General features: G+C 63.7%; 14 protein-coding genes. 10 read left to right on the plus strand and 4 right to left on the minus strand.

Annotated features, from left to right (window positions below; all coding sequences use genetic code 11):
- Window positions 1-137: 137 nt before the first annotated feature.
- From ACO6VD_RS09165 to ACO6VD_RS09175, 3 genes are read right to left on the minus strand one after another with little or no spacing between them, the layout of a single operon-like run.
- On the minus strand, window positions 138-1,079 hold the full coding sequence (locus tag ACO6VD_RS09165; RefSeq protein WP_422418468.1) for an electron transfer flavoprotein subunit alpha/FixB family protein: 942 nt from the start codon (window positions 1,077-1,079) through the stop codon (window positions 138-140).
- Window positions 1,079-1,828 carry an electron transfer flavoprotein subunit beta/FixA family protein gene (locus tag ACO6VD_RS09170; protein ID WP_422418469.1) on the minus strand — a complete coding sequence of 250 codons (750 nt, stop codon included), beginning with the start codon at window positions 1,826-1,828 and terminating at the stop codon, window positions 1,079-1,081. Before ACO6VD_RS09170 ends, ACO6VD_RS09165 begins: the two co-directional genes overlap by 1 nt.
- 25 nt (window positions 1,829-1,853) lie before the next feature.
- A complete protein-coding gene (locus ACO6VD_RS09175; protein WP_422418470.1) occupies window positions 1,854-2,717 on the minus strand; it encodes an MBL fold metallo-hydrolase in 864 nt (287 codons plus the stop codon).
- A 236-nt stretch (window positions 2,718-2,953) separates the two neighbouring features.
- Here ACO6VD_RS09175 and ACO6VD_RS09180 point away from each other — a divergent pair, with 236 nt between their 5' ends.
- The 5 genes from ACO6VD_RS09180 to ACO6VD_RS09200 all read left to right on the plus strand — a co-directional run bounded on the left by ACO6VD_RS09180 (window position 2,954) and on the right by ACO6VD_RS09200 (window position 8,774).
- Window positions 2,954-3,994 (plus strand): LacI family DNA-binding transcriptional regulator, encoded by a 1,041-nt coding sequence (locus ACO6VD_RS09180; RefSeq protein ID WP_422418471.1) that lies wholly within the window; start codon window positions 2,954-2,956, stop codon window positions 3,992-3,994.
- A gap of 46 nt (window positions 3,995-4,040) precedes the next feature.
- Window positions 4,041-5,345 (plus strand): MFS transporter, encoded by a 1,305-nt coding sequence (locus ACO6VD_RS09185; RefSeq protein ID WP_422418472.1) that lies wholly within the window; start codon window positions 4,041-4,043, stop codon window positions 5,343-5,345.
- Between the two features lie 34 nt (window positions 5,346-5,379).
- Complete coding sequence (gene hisD / locus ACO6VD_RS09190; protein WP_422418474.1) at window positions 5,380-6,666, plus strand: histidinol dehydrogenase; 1,287 nt, start codon at window positions 5,380-5,382, stop codon at window positions 6,664-6,666.
- Window positions 6,667-6,670: 4 nt separating this feature from the next.
- Entirely contained in the window at window positions 6,671-7,105 is a 435-nt protein-coding gene (locus ACO6VD_RS09195) for an acyl-CoA thioesterase (RefSeq protein ID WP_422418475.1), read from the plus strand.
- A 79-nt stretch (window positions 7,106-7,184) separates the two neighbouring features.
- Window positions 7,185-8,774, plus strand: coding sequence for an arylsulfatase (locus ACO6VD_RS09200; RefSeq protein ID WP_422418476.1), 1,590 nt, complete (start codon window positions 7,185-7,187; stop codon window positions 8,772-8,774).
- A gap of 42 nt (window positions 8,775-8,816) precedes the next feature.
- Here ACO6VD_RS09200 and ACO6VD_RS09205 read toward each other — a convergent pair whose 3' ends face one another.
- Complete coding sequence (locus ACO6VD_RS09205) at window positions 8,817-10,598, minus strand: acyl-CoA dehydrogenase C-terminal domain-containing protein (RefSeq protein WP_422418477.1); 1,782 nt, start codon at window positions 10,596-10,598, stop codon at window positions 8,817-8,819.
- Between the two features lie 167 nt (window positions 10,599-10,765).
- Here ACO6VD_RS09205 and ACO6VD_RS09210 point away from each other — a divergent pair, with 167 nt between their 5' ends.
- From ACO6VD_RS09210 to ACO6VD_RS09230, 5 genes are all read left to right on the plus strand, one after another.
- Window positions 10,766-11,665, plus strand: coding sequence for a LysR family transcriptional regulator (locus tag ACO6VD_RS09210; protein ID WP_422418478.1), 900 nt, complete (start codon window positions 10,766-10,768; stop codon window positions 11,663-11,665).
- Between the two features lie 148 nt (window positions 11,666-11,813).
- Entirely contained in the window at window positions 11,814-13,610 is a 1,797-nt protein-coding gene (locus ACO6VD_RS09215; protein WP_422418479.1) for an acyl-CoA dehydrogenase, read from the plus strand.
- A gap of 150 nt (window positions 13,611-13,760) precedes the next feature.
- Window positions 13,761-15,563, plus strand: a complete 1,803-nt coding sequence (locus ACO6VD_RS09220) for an acyl-CoA dehydrogenase (protein ID WP_422418480.1) — start codon at window positions 13,761-13,763, stop codon at window positions 15,561-15,563.
- A 32-nt stretch (window positions 15,564-15,595) separates the two neighbouring features.
- Window positions 15,596-17,707, plus strand: coding sequence for a 3-hydroxyacyl-CoA dehydrogenase NAD-binding domain-containing protein (locus ACO6VD_RS09225; RefSeq protein WP_422418481.1), 2,112 nt, complete (start codon window positions 15,596-15,598; stop codon window positions 17,705-17,707).
- A 60-nt stretch (window positions 17,708-17,767) separates the two neighbouring features.
- On the plus strand, window positions 17,768-18,559 hold the full coding sequence (locus tag ACO6VD_RS09230) for an SDR family NAD(P)-dependent oxidoreductase (RefSeq protein ID WP_422418483.1): 792 nt from the start codon (window positions 17,768-17,770) through the stop codon (window positions 18,557-18,559).
- The last annotated feature ends 68 nt before the right edge of the window (window positions 18,560-18,627 follow it).

Consider the following 18,627-nt stretch of genomic DNA (forward strand, 5'->3'; position numbering starts at 1 on the left):
CGGGCTTGCCCCGCGATTGCGATGTGACGGTTAGATCGCAATCGCGGGGCAAGTCCGCTCCCACCGGGGATGAGGCAAAACACATTGGTTGAAAAAAAGCCCGCTCGATGAGCGGGCTTGCGTTTGCCGCAGGCGGATCAGAGTTGCTGTTCCAGCTCAGGTACCGCTTCGAACAGGTCAGCCACCAGGCCGTAATCAGCCACCTGGAAAATCGGCGCCTCTTCGTCCTTGTTGATCGCCACGATCACTTTCGAGTCTTTCATCCCCGCCAGGTGCTGGATCGCACCGGAAATGCCGACGGCGATGTACAGCTGAGGCGCAACGATCTTGCCGGTCTGGCCGACCTGCATGTCGTTGGCGACAAAGCCCGCGTCGACCGCTGCACGCGAAGCGCCGACGCCTGCGCCGAGCTTGTCGGCCAGGCTGTACAGGTGCTTGAAGTTGTCACCGTTCTGCATGCCGCGACCGCCGGAAACGACGATCTTGGCCGCGGTCAGCTCAGGACGGTCGGATTTGGCCAGTTCTTCGCTAACGAACGCCGAGATACCGGCGTTGTAGACCGCCGCGACAGTTTCAACAACAGCCGAGCCAGCACCCAATGCGGCAGCGTCGAAGCCGGTGGCACGTACGGTAATCACCTTGACCGCCGCATTCGATTGCACCGTGGCAATGGCGTTGCCGGCATAGATCGGACGCTTGAAAGTATCCGCCGATTCAACCGCAATGATCTCCGAGATCTGGTCGACATCCAGTGCCGCCGCCACCCGTGGCAGGATGTTTTTGCCGTTGGCGGTGGCCGGCGCCAGGATGTGGCTGTAGATCACGCTCTGGTCGATGGCCAGGCCCGTCACCAGTGCTGCAACGTTCTCCGGCAGTTGATGGGCATAGGCCGCATCGTCTGCGACCAGCACCTTGCTGACGCCGTCGATGCTTTGCGCTGTGGCAACAGCACCTTGAACACCGGCACCGGCCACCAGCAGATGAATCTCAGCGCCAATCTGCTGGGCCGCGGCAACAGTGTTCAGGGTCGCGGCGCCAAGCTGCGCGTTGGTGTGTTCCGCAATTACCAGGATAGCCATCAGATCACCTTCGCCTCGTTCTTGAGTTTCTCGACCAGTTCAGCCACCGACTTGACCTTGATACCCGCGCTGCGGGTAGCCGGTGCTTCGACGCTGAGGAGTGTGTTGGTGGACGCTGTGCAAACTCCCAGCGTGTCTGGGGTAACGGTTTCCAGCGGTTTCTTCTTGGCCTTCATGATGTTCGGCAGCGACGCATAGCGCGGCTCGTTGAGGCGCAGGTCGGTGGTAACAATCGCCGGTAGCTTGAGCGCAACGGTCTGCAGCCCGCCGTCGATTTCACGGGTGACATTGACCTTGTCACCTGCGAATTCGACCTTGGAAGCGAAGGTACCCTGGGCATAACCGCTCAGCGCCGCGAGCATCTGGCCGGTCTGGTTGTTGTCGCTGTCGATGGCTTGCTTGCCAAGGATCACCAGTTGCGGTTGCTCCTGGTCGACCAGCGCCTTGAGCAGCTTGGCCACCGCCAGCGAGCTGAGCTCATCTGCCGATTCGACCAGTACCGCACGGTCGGCGCCCAACGCCAGGGCGGTACGCAGCTGCTCCTGGGCACTGGCCGGCCCGACGGTGACCACCACCACTTCCGTGGCGATGCCCTGTTCCTTGAGGCGCACGGCCTCTTCCACGGCAATTTCGCAGAAGGGGTTCAGGGCCATTTTAACGTTGGCAAGATCGACGCCAGAGCCGTCCGCCTTGACGCGGACCTTGACGTTGTAGTCGACCACGCGCTTTACCGCAGCCATTACTTTCATAAGCACTCCTGTTGAGCGGGTTGTTTCAACTGTCCAGCCGATGCAGGACAGCATGCTGGTCGAAGGGTTGGTAACGCGATTGCCGGTCGCGGCTGACCTTGATCAGCGCAACCTCGGGGTCACGGGGCAAGAACAGCCTTCCACCGATGGCAACCAGGTGGTCAAGCAGGCGTTCTTTTTCATCTATCAGGCATTCCGGATTACGGTCGAAGGCCGTGGTCAGATCGAGGGTCAGCCATTGCATGGCGGGCACCAGGTCACCGGCAAAAATCAGCGGACCACCGGGCATTTTGATTTCCGGCAACAGCTGGCCCGGGGTGTAGCCGTCACTGAGATGAAAGCGCCAGCCCTCGCCCAGCACGTCGTTGGCATGCTCGTCCAGCAGGTGCAAACGGCCACTGCCTTGCAGTTGGCTGATGATCGGCGCGACGAACAACGCCCGGTCACGCGGGTGTGGGTGACTGGCGCGGGTCCAGTGCTGGCGACCGACCAGATAGTGCGCCGCGGGAAACAATAAGCGCGGTGTATCACCCTCGCTGACGGCACGGCGCACTTGCGGCGCGAGCATCGCATGCAGGTGGGTAAGCACCACGGCGTGTATCTGCCCTTCGGCCACACCCAGGCGGGCCAGGCTGTCGAGCAGGCCATGGGCCGGGCGCTGACAGCGGCAGGTTGGCGGCAGCGGCGCCAACAGGGCGTCGGTCCCGGCCATGACCAGGATGTTCAGGTCGTTCTGTTGCACCAGCAGTACCCGCGACGCCAACTCGACCTGATTGTCGCTGTCAGGGCTCAGCCACTCGCTCCAGATGCGCCGCGGCGTCGTGCCGAACAACGCACCGCCGTCTAGCTTGCGGGCCTTGCCGGTCACTGAAAATAGCTTGCGATACACCACATTCACCTCTCTGCACACACGTGTGCCCGGCTGCAAGCACCGGGCACCTCCAGCTTATGCAAAACAAGTCAAACAGCACCCCTCCCGTGTCGGGTGGTGTACGCATCGGTGTCACGGGGTGGTTTTAAGGGGAGAGGTCGCCCCCCTCCATACGGGCGGGTGCTTTTATCTGCAGCGCGGATAGCATCCTGGCCATCAGTGCACACGATTGCACACGCGCTTGAGGAACTGGCATGGGCCACACCAGCACCAATCCACCCGCCGCACATCGCCCGCTGACAGGTAGCCGGGTCACCGCCCGGGACCTTGCGCAACGACTGGGTGTGGCCACCTCGACCGTCACTCGCGCCTTTGACCCCCAGTCGCGTATCTCTGCGGCAGCGCGCACGCGCATCCTCGCCATGGCCGATGAACTGGGTTATCGGCCCAATGCCATCGCCCGCTCGCTGAACCAGCGCCGCACCGGCATTGTCGCCCTGGTGATGGGCGACATGAGCAATCCGTTCTACCCCGCCGTGCTGGAAACGTTCTCCCTGCAATTGCGCGAGTCAGGCAGGCAGTTGCTGCTGTTCGTCGTCCCGGCAGGGGGTGACGCCGACGCGTTGATGCCGCAGCTGCTGCAGTATCAGGTGGATGCCATTGTGGTGACGGCGGCACGCTTGTCATCGCACATGTCGGACCTGTGCGCGCGTCAGGGTGTGCCGGTGGTGTTCCTCAACCGCCGCGTCGAAGACCCCAGCGTCTGGTCGGTGTGCTGCGATAACCAGCGCATGGCCGCCGAGGTCGCCGAGTACCTGGTGGGACAAAACCGTCGCGCCTGCGCCTTCGTCTCTGGTGATCCGCAGGTTTCCACTACCGCAGACCGCCTGCGCGGCTTCGAACAGGGGCTGGCCGTGCACGGCCAACGCCTGGCCGCCTGTGTTCAGGGTGGCTACAGCTATGAAGGTGGTCGCGCTGCCGCGGCCCAACTGTTCAGCAGCGGCCAACCACCTGTCGACGCGGTGTTCTGTGCCAACGACGTCATGGCCCTGGGGGTGTTGAGCCACCTGCGCATGAACACCCGCTTGCGCGTGCCGGAGGACGTCGCCGTGGTCGGCTTCGACGACATTCGCGCGGCGGCCTATGCGGAAAATGACCTGACCACCGTACATCAGCCGGTCACCCGGATGATCGAGTGTGCCATCCGCTTGCTTGACGAAGGCCGCCCGAACGGCAGCGTCACCCAGGCGCTGCGTGAAATACCGGGATACCTGGTGCCCAGGTCAACGGCCTAGCACCACCCTGCACGTCAATCACAACAACAAGAACCAGGAGACAGGCATGAACCTCAGCGAAACCCCTGACGACCGTGCGATGTACCGAAAAATCAGCTGGCGCATCATGCCGCTGCTGATGGCCGCCTATGTCGTGGCATTTCTTGATCGTATCAACGTCGGCTACGCGCAGTTGCAGATGAAAGAGACGCTGGCCTTCAGCGATGCCGTCTACGCCCTGGGCGCCGGCATCTTTTTCATCGGTTACCTGTTGTTCGAAGTACCGAGCAACCTGATGCTGGAAAAGATCGGCGTACGCAAGACGCTGCTACGCATCATGGTCTGCTGGGGCACGGTGGCCATGGCGATGATGTTTGTGCAGACGCCTACGCAGTTCTATGTGCTGCGCTTTCTGCTCGGTGCCTTCGAAGCCGGCTTTGCCCCCGGGGCCTTGCTTTACCTGACCTTCTGGTACCCGCCAGCACGGCGCGCGGGGATGATCGCGGTGTTCCTGCTCGGGGCCATCATCGCCAGCCTGATTGCCGGGCCACTGTCGGGTGCGATCATGAAATTCCTTGATGGCTACAACGCCTGGCATGGCTGGCAGTGGCTGTTCCTGGTGCAAGGCCTGCCTGCGCCGCTGCTAGGCCTGGTGGCCTGGCGCGTGCTTGTCGATCGCCCGGAGCAGGCGACCTGGCTGAGCGCCAAAGAGAAAGCCCGCCTGCGCGCGCAACTGGACGCCGAGCAGCAGTCATCGCACAAGGCCAGCCATACGTCGCTGGGTGATCTGTTCGGCGATGCGAAGTTCTGGGCCTTGTCGCTGGTCTACGTGCTGATGGTTGCCGGCACCTATGCAATGGCCTTCTGGACGCCGACGCTGATTCGCGGCTGGGGGGTCTCCGACCTGATGGAGATCGGCATCTACGCCACCCTGCCGCAGCTGTGCGCGGTGGCCGGGGTGCTGCTGCTCAGCCGTAGTTCGGACCGGCATCGCGAGCGCCGCTGGCATTTCACCAGCGGCGCCCTGATGGCCGCCTGCGGCCTGGCAATCATCGTCCTGGCCCAAGGGCAGCTTGGCAGTTCATTGCTTGGCCTGTGCCTGGCCGTGCTGGGCATTGCCTCGGTGGCCCCGGTGTTCTTCGCTCTGGTCTCCGACTACCTGCCGCGCGCCTCGGTCGCGGTGGGCATCGCCCTGGTCAGCAGCATCGGCAATCTCGGCGGTGCGGTTATCCCTTCAGTCACCAGTGCCCTCAACACCGCCAGCGGCGGCACCACCTACAGCCTGTACCTGGTCATGAGCCTGTACCTGCTGGCCAGCGTCATTGTGCTGTGGGTCGTCCGATCGCCGCTACCGGCCTATCAATCCGCCTGAGGCGGCAATCCCTCAAACGCAAAGGAAACTTACCGTGATCCAACACCTCAAGAAGGGTCAATCGGCCCAGGCCAAGGCCAGCAACCAGGCCCAGGTACGCACCACCGTCGAGGGCATCCTCGCCGACATCGAGCAACGCGGAGATGCCGCAGTACGCGAGTATTCGGAGAAGTTCGACAACTGGACGCCACAGAACCTGCGCCTGAGCCAGGAACAGATCGACGCCTGCATCGCCAGCCTGCCCCAGCAGACACTCGACGACATCAAATTCGCCCAGGCCCAGATCCGCCGCTTCGCCCAGGTGCAAAAAGACTCGATGCACGACGTCGAGGTCGAGACCCTGCCCGGCGTGGTCCTCGGTCATCGCAACATTCCGGTCAACTCGGTGGGCTGCTACATTCCTGGCGGCAAGTACCCGTTGATCGCCAGCGCGCACATGAGCGTACTGACCGCCAAGGTCGCCGGGGTCAAGCGCGTGATTGCCAGTGCGCCGCCCTTCGAAGGCAAGCCCTGCGCGGAAATCGTCGCCGCCATGCACCTGGCCGGGGCCGATGAGATCTACTGCCTGGGTGGCGTCCAGGCCGTGGCGGCAATGGCCCTTGGCACCGAAAGCATCGCGGCGGTCGACATGATCGTCGGCCCCGGCAACGCCTATGTCGCCGAAGCCAAGCGCCAGCTCTATGGCCGCGTCGGCATTGACCTGTTTGCCGGCCCCACCGAGACCATGGTGATCTGTGACGACACGGTGGACGCCGAACTGGTGGCCGTCGACCTGCTCGGCCAGGCCGAGCACGGCCCCACCTCCCCCGCCTATTGCGTGACCACCAGCGCAACCATTGCCGAGCAGTTGCCCGCCGCCATCGAGCAGGTGCTGTCACGCCTGGACACGGCGCCGGTCGCCAGCGTCGCCTGGCGCGATTTCGGTGAGATCTACCTGTGCGACAGCGACGAAGAAGCACTGGAGGTTGCCGAGCGCCTGTGCTCCGAACATGTCCAGGTGATGACCCGCGACCCGGACTGGTACCACCAGCGTATGACCCGCTACGGCGCACTGTTCCTCGGCCACCGCACCAACGTCAGTTACGGCGACAAGGTCATCGGCACCAACCACACCCTGCCGACCATGGGTGCCGGTCGTTACACCGGTGGGCTGTGGGTGGGCAAATTCATCAAGACCCACACCTACCAGCGTGTGCTGACCGACGCCGCGAGCGTGATGATTGGTGAGTACTGTTCACGGCTGTGCAGCTATGAGCATATGTCGGGGCACAAAGAGCAGGCGGATATCCGTGTGCGCCGCATGCAGCAGCAGGAGGCATGAAGCCATGAGCAAACCCGTAGCGCAAGACCGCAGCAGCTATCCCTACCTGCGTGATATCACCACGCGCTGGATGGACAACGACGTCTATGGCCACGTCAACAACGTGATCTACTACAGCTGGTTCGACACCGTGGTCAACGGCTGGCTGCTGGAGCAGAACCTGCTGGACTTCGACCAGTGCCCGACCGTGGGTCTGGTGGTCGATACTCATTGCAGCTACTTCTCCTCCATCGCCTTTCCCGACCTGGTGCGCGCCGGCTTGCGTGTCGCACGCCTGGGCAGTTCCAGCGTGTGCTACGAGGTGGGTTTGTTCGCCAACGACAACACCACGGCGTCGGCCCAGGGGCACTTCGTGCATGTTTACGTCGACCGCGTCACCCGTCGGCCCGTGCCGCTGCCGAAGGCGTTGCGCGAGGCGCTGGAGACCCTCCAGATGTGATCCCCGAGCTGACCCCCACCCTGAGTGCAGCGTGCGCTCAGGGCTGGCAAACACCAACAAGAATAACAAGGAGACTGTGATGATCGAACGCCTCAGAGGCACACTGGCCCTCGCCTGCCTGCTGCTGATCGCCCCGTTGACCCATGCCCAGACCGCCAAGCCCAATATCCTGGTGATCTGGGGCGACGACATCGGCTGGCAGAATGTCAGTGCCTATGGCATGGGCACCATGGGCTACACCACCCCGAGCATCGACAGCATCGGGCAGCAGGGTATCCGTTTTACCGATCACTACGCACAGCCCTCCTGTACCGCTGGCCGTGCCGCCTTCATCACCGGCCAATACCCGATCCGCTCGGGCATGACCACGGTCGGCCAGCCGGCTGACAAGCTCGGCCTGCAGGCCGCCTCACCGAGTCTTGCCGAAGTGCTGAAGAGCGCCGGCTACAGCACCGGCGAGTTCGGCAAAAACCACCTGGGCGACAACAACCCCAACCTGCCGACAGTACATGGCTTCGACGAGTTTTTCGGCAACCTGTACCACCTCAATACCGAGGAACAGCAGCAATACATCGACTACCAGAACTACGCCAAGAACTATCCCGGCGGACCGCAGGCGTATGCCAAAAAATTCCAGACCCGCGGCGTGCTGCATACCTTCGCCAGCGACAAGGACGACCCGACTGTAGACCCGCGCTTTGGCCCGGTCGGCAAACAGACCATCGAAGACACCGGCCCCTTGACGATCAAGCGCATGGAAGATTTCGATGGCGCCGAAGTGATCCCCAAGGCCCTGGACTTCATGCGCAAGGCGCAGGATCAGGACAAGCCCTTCTTTGTCTGGCTCAACACCAGCCGCATGCACCTCTACACCCACCTCAACGACAAATGGCGCTACGCCGCCGCGCAGTACACCCATGAAGGCGATACCCAGGGCAGCGGCATGCTCCAGCATGACCATGACATTGCCCAGGTGCTCGCCTTCCTCAAGGACCAGGGCCTGGAGGACAACACCATCGTCTGGTACTCCACCGACAACGGCCCGGAACATTCGTCGTGGCCCCATGGCGCGACCACGCCGTTTCGCGGCGAGAAGATGACCACTTACGAAGGGGGTGTACGGGTGCCGTCGATGTTGCGCTGGCCGGGCGTGATCAAGCCGGGGCAGATCAAGAACGGCATCCAGGCGCACCAGGACATGTTCACCACCCTCGCGGCGGCAGCCGGAGTGCCGGATGTGGTTGAGCAGATGAGAACGCAGAAAAAGCAGTACATCGACGGCATCAACAACCTCGACTACTGGACCGGCAAGTCGCCAGAGAGCAAGCGCACCAGCATTCTGTACTACATCGAAAGCAAGTTGACCGCGGTGCGCATGGGCCCCTGGAAGATGCACTTCTCGACCAAGGAGGACTATTACTCGCAACTGGTGCCGCGCTTTGCGCCGTTGATGTTCAACCTGCGCAGCGACCCGTTCGAGAGCTACGACAGCAAGGACTCCTACGGCCAGCTGATTCAGAAAAACTCATGGCTTTCCGGGCCAATGAGCGAGCTGATCGGCGCTCACCTCAAGACCCTGGCCGAGTATCCACCGGTGCAACCGGCCAAGACCTTTGACCGCTCGAACCTGGTGCAGGACTTTTTACAGAGCCAGAAGAAAGCACCGTAAAGCCACCGGGGCACAGCGTTTGCCCCGGTGACCAGGCTGGTATCAGAATGCGAAGTCCGTTGCCGGGAGGGCCATCAGGCACCCGGCCCCGGCGAGCAAGGCCTCGCGATGGGCACCTGCCCGCGGCAGCACCCGGCGCAGGTAGAACTCCGCCGATTGCAGCTTGGCCTGGTAAAACGCCGCCTCACCGGTACCGGCCGCCAGCACCTCGCTGGCACGCTCCGCCGCCTGCAGCCACAACGCCGCCAACATTACATAGGCCGAATAGGCGAGAAAATCGACCGACACCGCGCCAATCTCTTCGGGGTCGCGGCGGCAGGCTTGCAGTACCGAATCAGCCAGCGCCCGCCACTCTTCCAGGCGCTGCCCAACCCGTTCGGCCATCGCCGTCCGAGCCTTGACCTGGGCCACCTGAGTGGCCAGTTCATCGATCAGGGCATTGAGTTCGTTGCCGCCATCGCCGAGCAGCTTGCGCCGGATCAGGTCCAGCGCCTGGATGCCATTGGTGCCTTCGTACAACTGGGTGATGCGGCTGTCGCGCATCAACTGCTCCATGCCCCACTCACGAATGAAACCGTGGCCTCCGTACAGCTGCACGCCCAGGCTGGCGACTTCCTGGCCGCAGTCGGTGAAGAACGCCTTGATCATCGGAATCAGCAAGGCGGCGCGGCGGGAAGCGGCTTCACGCTGGCCGGCATCGGCGGCGCCATGCTCGAAATCCAGTTGCCGGGCGGCGTAGGCCGAGAGCATGCGACAACCCTCGCTGAGGGTCTTCTGGATCAACAGCATGCGCCGCACGTCAGGGTGGACGATGATCGGGTCGGCCGGTTTTTCTGGCGCCACCGGGCCACTGATCGCGCGCGACTGCAAACGCTCGCGGGCATAGGCCAGCCCCCCCTGGAACGCCGCTTCGGCAATACCCAGGCCTTGCAACCCAACCTGGAAGCGGGCGTCGTTCATCATGGTGAACATGCACGCCAGGCCCTGGTTCGGCTGACCGACCAGCCAACCAGTGGCGCCGTCGAAATTCATCACGCAGGTGGACGCGCCCTTGATCCCCATCTTGTGTTCCAGCGCCCCACAGCTCAGATCATTGCGTTCACCCAGCGAGCCATCAGCATTGACCAGGCGCTTGGGCACCAGGAACAAGCTGATGCCTTTGATGCCGGCAGGCGCATCGGGCAGCCGCGCCAGCACCAGGTGAATGATGTTTTCACTGAGGTCCTGCTCGCCGCCGCTAATAAAAATCTTGCTGCCGCTCACCTGGTAACTGCCGTCACCCTGCGGCTGCGCGCGGGTGCGCAGCAGAGCCAGATCGGTGCCGGCCTGAGGTTCGGTGAGGCACATGGTGCCGGTCCATTCGCCGCTGACCAGCTGCGCCAGGTAGCGCTGTTTGAGCTCGTCGCTGCCGTGTCGGTCCAACGCCAGCACGGTGCCTTCGGTCAGCCCCGAGTACACCCGAAACGACAACGAGGCGCTCATCAGCATCTCGTGAAAGCTCGCCGAGACCATCTGCGGCAGGCCTTGACCACCGAAGGCCTGCGGCCCGGTCATGCTCGCCCAGCCCTGTTCGACGAACAGGTTGTAAGCCTGGACAAAGCCTTCCGGTGTGGTCACCTGGCCATCCTGCAACTGGCAGCCCTGCTCGTCACTGTTGCGATTGAGCGGGGCCACCACTTCGCCAGCAAAACGTGCGGCCTCTTCGAGTACCCCGTCGATGGTGTCGCGGTCCAGGCCGTTGCCCAGTTGCTGGCAATGCTCAGTCACGTCGAACAGCTCGTGCAGGACAAAACGCATATCGCGCAGCGGTGCCTGATAATTCATACCCGGCCCTCCACGGCATCGACAACAGCCTGCAGTACATCGAATCGGTTGCTCACAGCGGTACTCCTGAAATGAAAAGCCCTGACTGAAAAAGAAGGATTGCCGACACCCTAAGCAGCCACCTAGTATTTGAGAAATTTCATTTTCATATGTGTGATATTTGCGAAATGAATATATCCAACTTCGATCTCAACCTGCTGCGCATCCTCGACGTACTGCTGCGCGAGCAGAATGTTTCGCGCGCCGCCGAGCGTCTGGCCCTCAGCCAGCCCACCGTCAGTAACGCCCTGGCACGCCTGCGCGAGCTGCTCGACGACCCCCTGCTGGTGCGCGTTGGCCGGCGTATGCAGCCAACGCCCAAAGCCCTGGCACTCGAAGGCCCGATTCGCTCGGCGTTGCAGCAGATCGAACAGACCCTCCATGCCGGCGACAGCTTCGACCCCCGCCACAGCCGCCAGACCTTGCGCATTGCCATGACTGACTTTGTCGAGCAGCTGTGCATGCCCGGCCTGCTGCAACGCTTGCAGGACAGCGCGCCGAACCTGCGCCTGGACATCAGCCCGCTGGCCCCGAGCCTGCCGGTCGAGGCTCTGGACCGTGGCCAGCTCGACCTGGTACTGGGCCGTTTCGACGAGGTGCCGGCACGCTTCGCCCGTCAGCACTGGCGCAGCGAAACCTTGCAGGTTGTGCTGCGCCAGGATCATCCGCAGGTTAAAGGCGCCCTTGACCTGGAGACCTTTCTGCGCCTGCGCCACCTCTGGGTCTACGGCGGCCAGACCCGCGGCATGGTTGATCAATGGCTGGGCGAACAAGGGCTGTCTCGGCAGATCGTCTACACCACCTCCAACTACCTGCAGGCGGCGCACCTGGTGGTGAGCTCGGACCTGTGCGTGGTGCTGCCGACCCATATGGCACGCTATTTCGCCACGCTGCTGCCGCTGCAGCTGCACGACCTGCCCTTTGCCCTGGAGGCGTTCGAGCTGGACCTGGTGTACCTGGCCCAACGCGGCCAGGACCGGGCACTGGGCTGGCTGCTGCAGGAACTGCTGCACGAGGGCCAGCGCTGATCCTCAAGCCCTGATGTTGACGGCCCACCCGACCGGGGTGGGCGCCTCGTCTGGTGCAATCTGTTGAACTCTGTGCCACAGCGTTACCAGACCAGCACCCTTCAAGGAGTCGTCATGAGCCATAACAACATCGGGCCAGGATCCAGTCATGAGTGAATACCACGCGCCGCTGCGCGACATGCAGTTCGTTCTCAACGAGCTGGGCTACTTCGATCAGGTCAAGAACTTGCCTGGCTGCACTCACCTCGACGCCGATCTGGTCGACGCCATTCTCGCTGAAGCGGGCAAGTTCGCCCACGGTGTGCTGTCGCCGCTGAACGTTGCGGGCGACCGCGAAGGCGCGCGCTGGTGCGACGGTGAAGTGGCCACCAGCACAGGCTGGCGCGAGGCCTATCAGCGCTTTGTCGAGGGCGGCTGGAACGCCCTGTCCTGCGACCCGGAGTTCGACGGCCAGGGCCTGCCACGGGTGGTGTCGGCCCTGGTGGAAGAGATGTGGAACGGCGCCAACCTCGCGTTTGGCCTGTGCCCGATGCTCACCCGCGGTGCTATCGAGGCCATCGAGTTGCGCGGCTCGGCCTACCTGAAAGAAACCTACCTGACGAAGATGATCAGCGGTGAATGGACCGGCACCATGAACCTCACCGAGCCCCAGGCCGGTTCGGACCTGGCCGCAGTGCGCACGCGCGCCGAGCCGGTGGGCGATGGTACCTACCGCATCAAGGGCCAGAAAATCTTCATCACCTATGGCGAGCACGACCTCACCGACAACATCGTCCACCTTGTGCTGGCGCGTACCCCCGGCGCACCGGCCGGAGTAAAAGGCATCTCGCTGTTCGTCGTGCCGAAATTCCTGGTGCAGGCCGATGGCAGCCTCGGTGCGCGCAACGATGTCCGCTGCGCCTCCATCGAACACAAACTGGGCATCCACGCCAGCCCCACCGCTGTGCTGGCGTTCGGTGACCATGCAGGCGCCCTGGGCTGGCTGGTGGGTGAAGAGAACCGCGGGCTGGAGTACATGTTCATCATGATGAACGCCGCCCGTTTCAGTGTCGGCGTAGAAGGCGTGGGGCTGAGCGAGCGGGCCTACCAACGGGCGCGCGCTTATGCCCGTGAGCGTATCCAGGGCAGCGAGATAGGCGCGGCAGACCGCAGCAACGTGGCGATCATTCGTCACCCGGATGTGCGCCGCATGCTGCTGTCGATGAAAGCGCGCACCGAGGCCATGCGCGCCCTGGCCTGTGAAGTCGCCGCGGCGATGGACTGCGCCGAGCGTCATCCGGACCCCGCAGTGCGCCAGGAATCTCAGGCGCTGGTCGACCTGATGATCCCGGTGGTCAAGGGCTGGAGCACCGAGAACGCCGTCGACATCGCCTCGTTGGGCATACAGATTCACGGGGGCATGGGCTTCATCGAAGAAACCGGCGCCGCCCAGCACCTGCGCGACGCACGGATCACCACCCTGTACGAGGGCACCACCGGCATTCAGGCTGCCGACTTGATCGGCCGCAAGATCGCCCGTGACGGCGGCAAGGCCATCGGTCAGTTGAGCAAGCAGATTCACCGGGTGATGGAAGAACTGGCCTGGACCGACGATCCCCAATTGCAGGCAAACGCCAGTGCGCTGGCCAGGGCCCTGGTGGCACTGAACGCCAGCGTCGAGTTCATCGTCGGCCACTTCGCCACCCAGCCTGCCCGTGCCGCGGCCGGCGCGGTGCCGTTCCTTGAACTGCTGGGGATCGTCGCCGGCGGCTGGCAGATGGCCCGCTCGGCGCTGGTCGCGCACCGCCAGCTACAGGCGGGTGGCAACGATCAGGTCTTCTATCGCGGCAAATTGCTCACGGCGCGATTCTATGCCGATCACTTGCTGGCGCAGGTCGAAAGCCTGTCGCGGGTCGTGGTTCAGGGCGCGGATGCCGTCCTGCAGATGGACGACCAGCAGTTCTGAGCCCGACGTGCCCGGCCAACGCCGGGCACGTCCGAATTGCACCTCGGCCCCACCCCTAAGGGGTGGCGCGCCGCCCTCGGCAATTGGCTCTACTGATGCCGATCACAAACCGCTGGCCACCAAGCGCCAGGTCCTGTGCGAGAGACTTTGATGACTGATGCACTGCTCAATGAACGCGAACTGAGTTTCCAGCTCTATGAACTGCTCGACACCGAGGCGCTGCTGCAGCGTCCGCGCTATGCCGAGCACGACCGTCCGGTGTTCGACGCCACCCTGCAAACCGCCCGCGGTATCGCCGCCGAGTACTTCGCCCCGCACAACCAGAAAGGCGACGCGCAGGAGCCGACCTTCGACGGCGAAAAGATCAACCTGATCCCCGAGACCAAGGCAGCCTGGGACGCCTTTGCCGAGGCTGGCTTTCTCGCCGCCCACCATGATGCCGACGACGGCGGCCTGCAGCTGCCGGAAGTGATCCTGCGCGCCAGCATGGCCTACTTCAATGCTGCCAACATCTCCACGGTGGCCTACTCGTTCCTGACCATCGGCGCTGCCAACCTGGTCAAGAGCTTTGCCAGCGACACCCTGCGCGAGCGCTTCCTGCCACCGATGCTCGATGGCCGTTTCAGCGGCACCATGGCCCTCACCGAACCGGGCCAGGGCTCGGCCCTGGGTGATCTGCGTACCCTCGCCCGCCCCGCTGCCGATGGCAGCTACCGCCTGTTCGGGCAAAAGATGTTCATTTCCGGCGGTGACCACGAGCTGACCGACAACATCGTACACATGGTGCTGGCCCGCATCGAAGGCGCCCCTGCCGGCACCCGTGGCATCTCGCTGTTCCTGGTGCCCAAGTTCCTGGTCAACAGCGACGGCCGCCGCGGCGAGCGCAACGACGTGGCCCTGGCCGGTCTGCTGCACAAGCTGGGCTACCGCAACACCACCTCGACTGTGCTGAACTTCGGTGAACAGGCCGGCGCTGTCGGTTACCTGGTCGGCGAGGCCAACAAAGGCCTGTCGTACATGTTCCAGATGATGAACGAAGCGCGTATCGGTGTCGCCCTGGGTGCCTCGTCGCTGGCCTACCAGAGCTTCATTCACGCCCTCGACTATGCCCGCGAACGCCCGCAGGGCCGCTTGCCGGGCGCCAAGGATCCGTTGTCGGCGCAGGTGCGTATCGTCGAGCACGCCGATGTGCGACGCATGCTGCTGCAGCAGAAGACCTACGCCGAAGGCAGCCTGGCCCTGTGCCTGTATGCCAGCAGCCTGTACGAAGATGCCCATACCGCGCCCGAGGAGCAAGCGCGCCGCGATGCCGGCGAACTGCTCGACCTGCTGATTCCGATGGTCAAGTCCTACCCGTCGAAGTACGGCGTAATCGCCTCGGACATCGGCGTGCAGATCCTCGGCGGCTCCGGTTACATCCGCGAATACCCGCTGGAGCAGTACTACCGGGACAATCGCCTGAACCCCATCCATGAAGGCACCGAAGGTATTCACGGCCTTGATTTGCTCGGGCGCAAGCTGCAGCAGAACGGTGGCGCCGGTTATCGTCTGTTCCGCGAACAGGTTCGCCTGACCCTCGATCAGGCCGGGCGCGACGAGCACTGCGCTGCCCTGGTCTATCTGTTGAGCGGCGCTGTGGACCGCTTGCAGGATGTGACGGAAAGCCTGCTTGCCCAGGTTGCCGCCGACGCCAATCGCGGTCTGTCCAACGCCACCGCGTACCTGGACCTGTTTGGCCGCGTACTGGTGGGCTGGCTCTGGCTACGCATGGCGCTGGTCGCCAGCCGCGCCCTGCAGGCCGGGGCAACCGGCAGCGAAGCAGACTTCTACAACGGCAAACTGCAGGCGGCGCGTTATTTCATGGATTGGGAACTGGCCGGCATCGATGCCCAGGCGCGCCTGCTCGCCAGCGCCAACCGCACCAGCGTCGACATGCAGGACCAATGGTTCTGAGCCCCCTTATCAGTGCTTAACAAGGAGTCACCATGAATTCCCTGATCACCTATCAGGTGGACGACAACCTGGCCCTGATCGGCCTCGCTCGTCCCCCGGTCAACGCCCTCGGCCAGCCACTGCGTGCGGCCCTGCTGCAAGCCTGCGAACAGGCCAATGACGATCCTGCGGTACGTGCCATCGTGATCTACGGCGCCAATGGCCTGTTTTGCGCCGGGGCCGATATCACCGAGTTCGGCAGCCCGGCCTCCTTCGCCGCGCCGGACCTGCCCGGCCTGCTGGTGCGCCTGACCCGCCTGGACAAACCGCTGGTTGCCGCCATCGGCAAGCTGGCCCTGGGCGGCGGCCTGGAACTGGCGCTTGCCTGCGGTTATCGCATCGGCGAGCCGCACACCAAAGTCGGCCTGCCGGAAATCAACCTCGGCCTGCTCCCCGGTGCCGGTGGCACCCAGCGTCTGCCACGGCTGATTGGCGTACCTGCGGCACTGGACATGATGATCAGTGGCGCCCAGGTGTCGGCCGCACGGTCGCTGGAACTGGGCATTCTCGACCGCCTCGCCGACAGCCGTGAGCAACTGCTCGACAGCGCCTGCCGCTATGCCCGTGAGCTGATCGCCAACGCGGCACCGGTGCGCCCGGTCGAGCCGTTTGCAGAACCGGCCAAAGACCTGGATGCGGACTTCTTCGAACGCTACTGCGTAGAACAGGAACCACGCTGGAAAAGCCGCCTGGCACCGCGCCTGGTGTTCTCCGCGGTGCAAGCGGCGTGTTTGCTGCCGCTGGAGCAAGGCCTGGGCCGCGAACTGGCGTTGTTCAAGCAGGCCGAAGCCTCGCGCCAGTCCGAGGCGCTGCGTCATGTGTTCTTCGCCGAACGTGAAGCCGGCAAGATTCCCGGCATAGACGCCAGCACCGCACTGCGCCCGATCAGCAAAGTGGCAGTGATCGGCGCTGGCACCATGGGCGGCGGCATTGCCATGAACTTCGCCAATGTCGGCATTCCGGTGACCTTGCTGGAGCGCCAGGGCGATGCACTCGACCGTGGTCTGGCACAGATCCGCAAGACCTACGCAATCAGCGTCAAACGCGGCAAACTCAGCGAGGCGCAGCTGGAGCAGCGCATGTCGCTGCTCAGCGGCACCCTCGACTATGCCGACCTGGCCGATGCCGACCTGGTGATCGAGGCGGTGTTCGAGCAGCTTGAGATCAAACAGGCGGTGTTCCGTGAACTCGATCGCGTGTGCAAGCCAGGTGCGATCCTCGCCACCAACACCTCGTCGCTGGATGTCGACCAGATTGCTGCCGTGACCTCACGCCCGCAGGATGTCATCGGCCTGCACTTCTTCAGCCCGGCCAACGTCATGCGCCTGCTGGAAGTGGTCAACGCCCGGGAAACCGCCGCCGACGTGCTGGCCACGACCCTGAAGATGGGCCGCACCATTGGCAAGATCCCGGTGGTGTCCGGCGTCTGCTTCGGCTTTATCGGCAACCGCATGCTCGAACCTTACGCCCGCGAAGCCCATCGCCTGGTGCTTGAAGGCGCCACCCCGGCGCAAGTGGATGGCGTGCTCACCGGGCTGGACCTGAACATGGGTGTGTTCACCATGCTCGACCTGGCCGGTATCGACGTCAACTTCCTGGTGCGTGATGCCAACCGCGCGGCGATCGCCCATGACGACAGCTACTGCCGCCTCGGCGACGAGCTGTACGCGCTGGGCCGTTACGGTCAGAAGACCGCTCGCGGCTTCTACCAGTACGAAGGGCGCGAGCGTCACAACGACTACGAAGTGGTCGCCCTGGCCGAGCGCCTGGCCGGTGAGTTGCATATCACCCGGCGCCCGGTCGAGGACGGTGAAATCCATGCCCGTTGCTTGTTCATGCTGATCAACGAAGGCATCCAGTTGCTCGACGAGGGCATTGCCCTGCGCGCCGGCGACATCGACCTGGTGTGGATCAACGGCTACGGTTTCCCTGCCCACCTCGGCGGCCCGATGCACTACGCCGAGCAGTACGGCCTGGACAAAGTGCTCGCCGGCATCCGCCACTACCGCGACTCTCTGGGTGAGTACGGGCGGATGTGGTTCACCCCGGCGCCGTTGCTCGAGCGCCTGGTGGCGGCTGGCAAGACGACTATCGAACGCATCTGACGCCCTCGGCCTGCAGCGCAGATAACGCGGTGCAGGCCGCCTACTACCAGGATCAGTACCATGACCCAAGCCTCATCTCTCTCTACCACCCTGTTCTCCCTGAGCGACCGTACCGTGCTGGTCACCGGCGCCTCCAGCGGTATAGGTGCGCACCTGGCCCGCGTCGCCGGCCGTGCTGGTGCCCGCGTCGTGCTGGCAGCACGCCGCGTCGAACGCCTGCAAGAACTCGCCGAGCTTATCCGCGAGGACGGTGGCCAAGCCTTGCCGGTGGCCATGGATGTCACCGACCGCGCCAGCGTCGAAGCCGCCTTCGACGCCGCGGAAGCCACCTTCGGTGTGGTTGACGTGGTACTCAACAATGCCGGTGTCGGCGACGGCCAGCGCGTGCTGGAACTCAGCGAAGAAGACTGGCGCCACATGCTCTCGACCAACCTCGACGGTGTCTGGCGCGTGGCCCAGTGCGCGGCGCAACGTCTGGCGGGGGCCAAACGTGGCGGCAGCATCGTCAATATCGCCTCGATGCTCGGTCTGCGTGTGGGCATCGGCTACAGCCATTACTGCACGGCCAAGGCCGGCGTCGTACAACTGACCAAATCGCTGGCGCTGGAACTGGCCCGCTATGACATCCGGGTCAATGCCATTGCCCCGGGTTACTTCATTACCGAAATGACCGACGGTTTCTTCGACACCGAAAAGGGTCAGGCCTACATTCGCGGCGCGGTGCCGATGCGCCGTCTTGGACGCCTTGAAGAGCTTGAAGGCCCGTTCCTGCTGCTCGCCAGTCAGGCCGGTGCCTATATGTCGGGTGCGGTATTGGCAGTGGATGGCGGACAGTTGGTGAGCAGTCTGTAACACATAGATCCCGTAGGAGCGGATTTATCCGCGATGGGGCGCGCAGCGGCCCCAAAAGACGGGCCTGC

Source organism: Pseudomonas sp. GZD-222 (genome assembly GCF_049310525.1).
Taxonomy (GTDB): domain Bacteria; phylum Pseudomonadota; class Gammaproteobacteria; order Pseudomonadales; family Pseudomonadaceae; genus Aquipseudomonas.

Bases quoted from the DNA above. Each gene is read 5' to 3' on its own strand.
- ACO6VD_RS09180 (WP_422418471.1), top strand. From the start codon at position 2,954: ATGGGCCACACCAGCACCAATCCACCCGCCGCACATCGCCCGCTGACA.
- ACO6VD_RS09170 (WP_422418469.1), bottom strand. From the start codon at position 1,828: ATGAAAGTAATGGCTGCGGTAAAGCGCGTGGTCGACTACAACGTCAAG.
- ACO6VD_RS09165 (WP_422418468.1), bottom strand. From the start codon at position 1,079: ATGGCTATCCTGGTAATTGCGGAACACACCAACGCGCAGCTTGGCGCC.
- ACO6VD_RS09200 (WP_422418476.1), top strand. From the start codon at position 7,185: ATGATCGAACGCCTCAGAGGCACACTGGCCCTCGCCTGCCTGCTGCTG.
- ACO6VD_RS09215 (WP_422418479.1), top strand. From the start codon at position 11,814: ATGAGTGAATACCACGCGCCGCTGCGCGACATGCAGTTCGTTCTCAAC.
- ACO6VD_RS09210 (WP_422418478.1), top strand. From the start codon at position 10,766: ATGAATATATCCAACTTCGATCTCAACCTGCTGCGCATCCTCGACGTA.
- ACO6VD_RS09225 (WP_422418481.1), top strand. From the start codon at position 15,596: ATGAATTCCCTGATCACCTATCAGGTGGACGACAACCTGGCCCTGATC.
- ACO6VD_RS09220 (WP_422418480.1), top strand. From the start codon at position 13,761: ATGACTGATGCACTGCTCAATGAACGCGAACTGAGTTTCCAGCTCTAT.
- ACO6VD_RS09230 (WP_422418483.1), top strand. From the start codon at position 17,768: ATGACCCAAGCCTCATCTCTCTCTACCACCCTGTTCTCCCTGAGCGAC.
- ACO6VD_RS09205 (WP_422418477.1), bottom strand. From the start codon at position 10,598: ATGAATTATCAGGCACCGCTGCGCGATATGCGTTTTGTCCTGCACGAG.
- ACO6VD_RS09195 (WP_422418475.1), top strand. From the start codon at position 6,671: ATGAGCAAACCCGTAGCGCAAGACCGCAGCAGCTATCCCTACCTGCGT.
- ACO6VD_RS09185 (WP_422418472.1), top strand. From the start codon at position 4,041: ATGAACCTCAGCGAAACCCCTGACGACCGTGCGATGTACCGAAAAATC.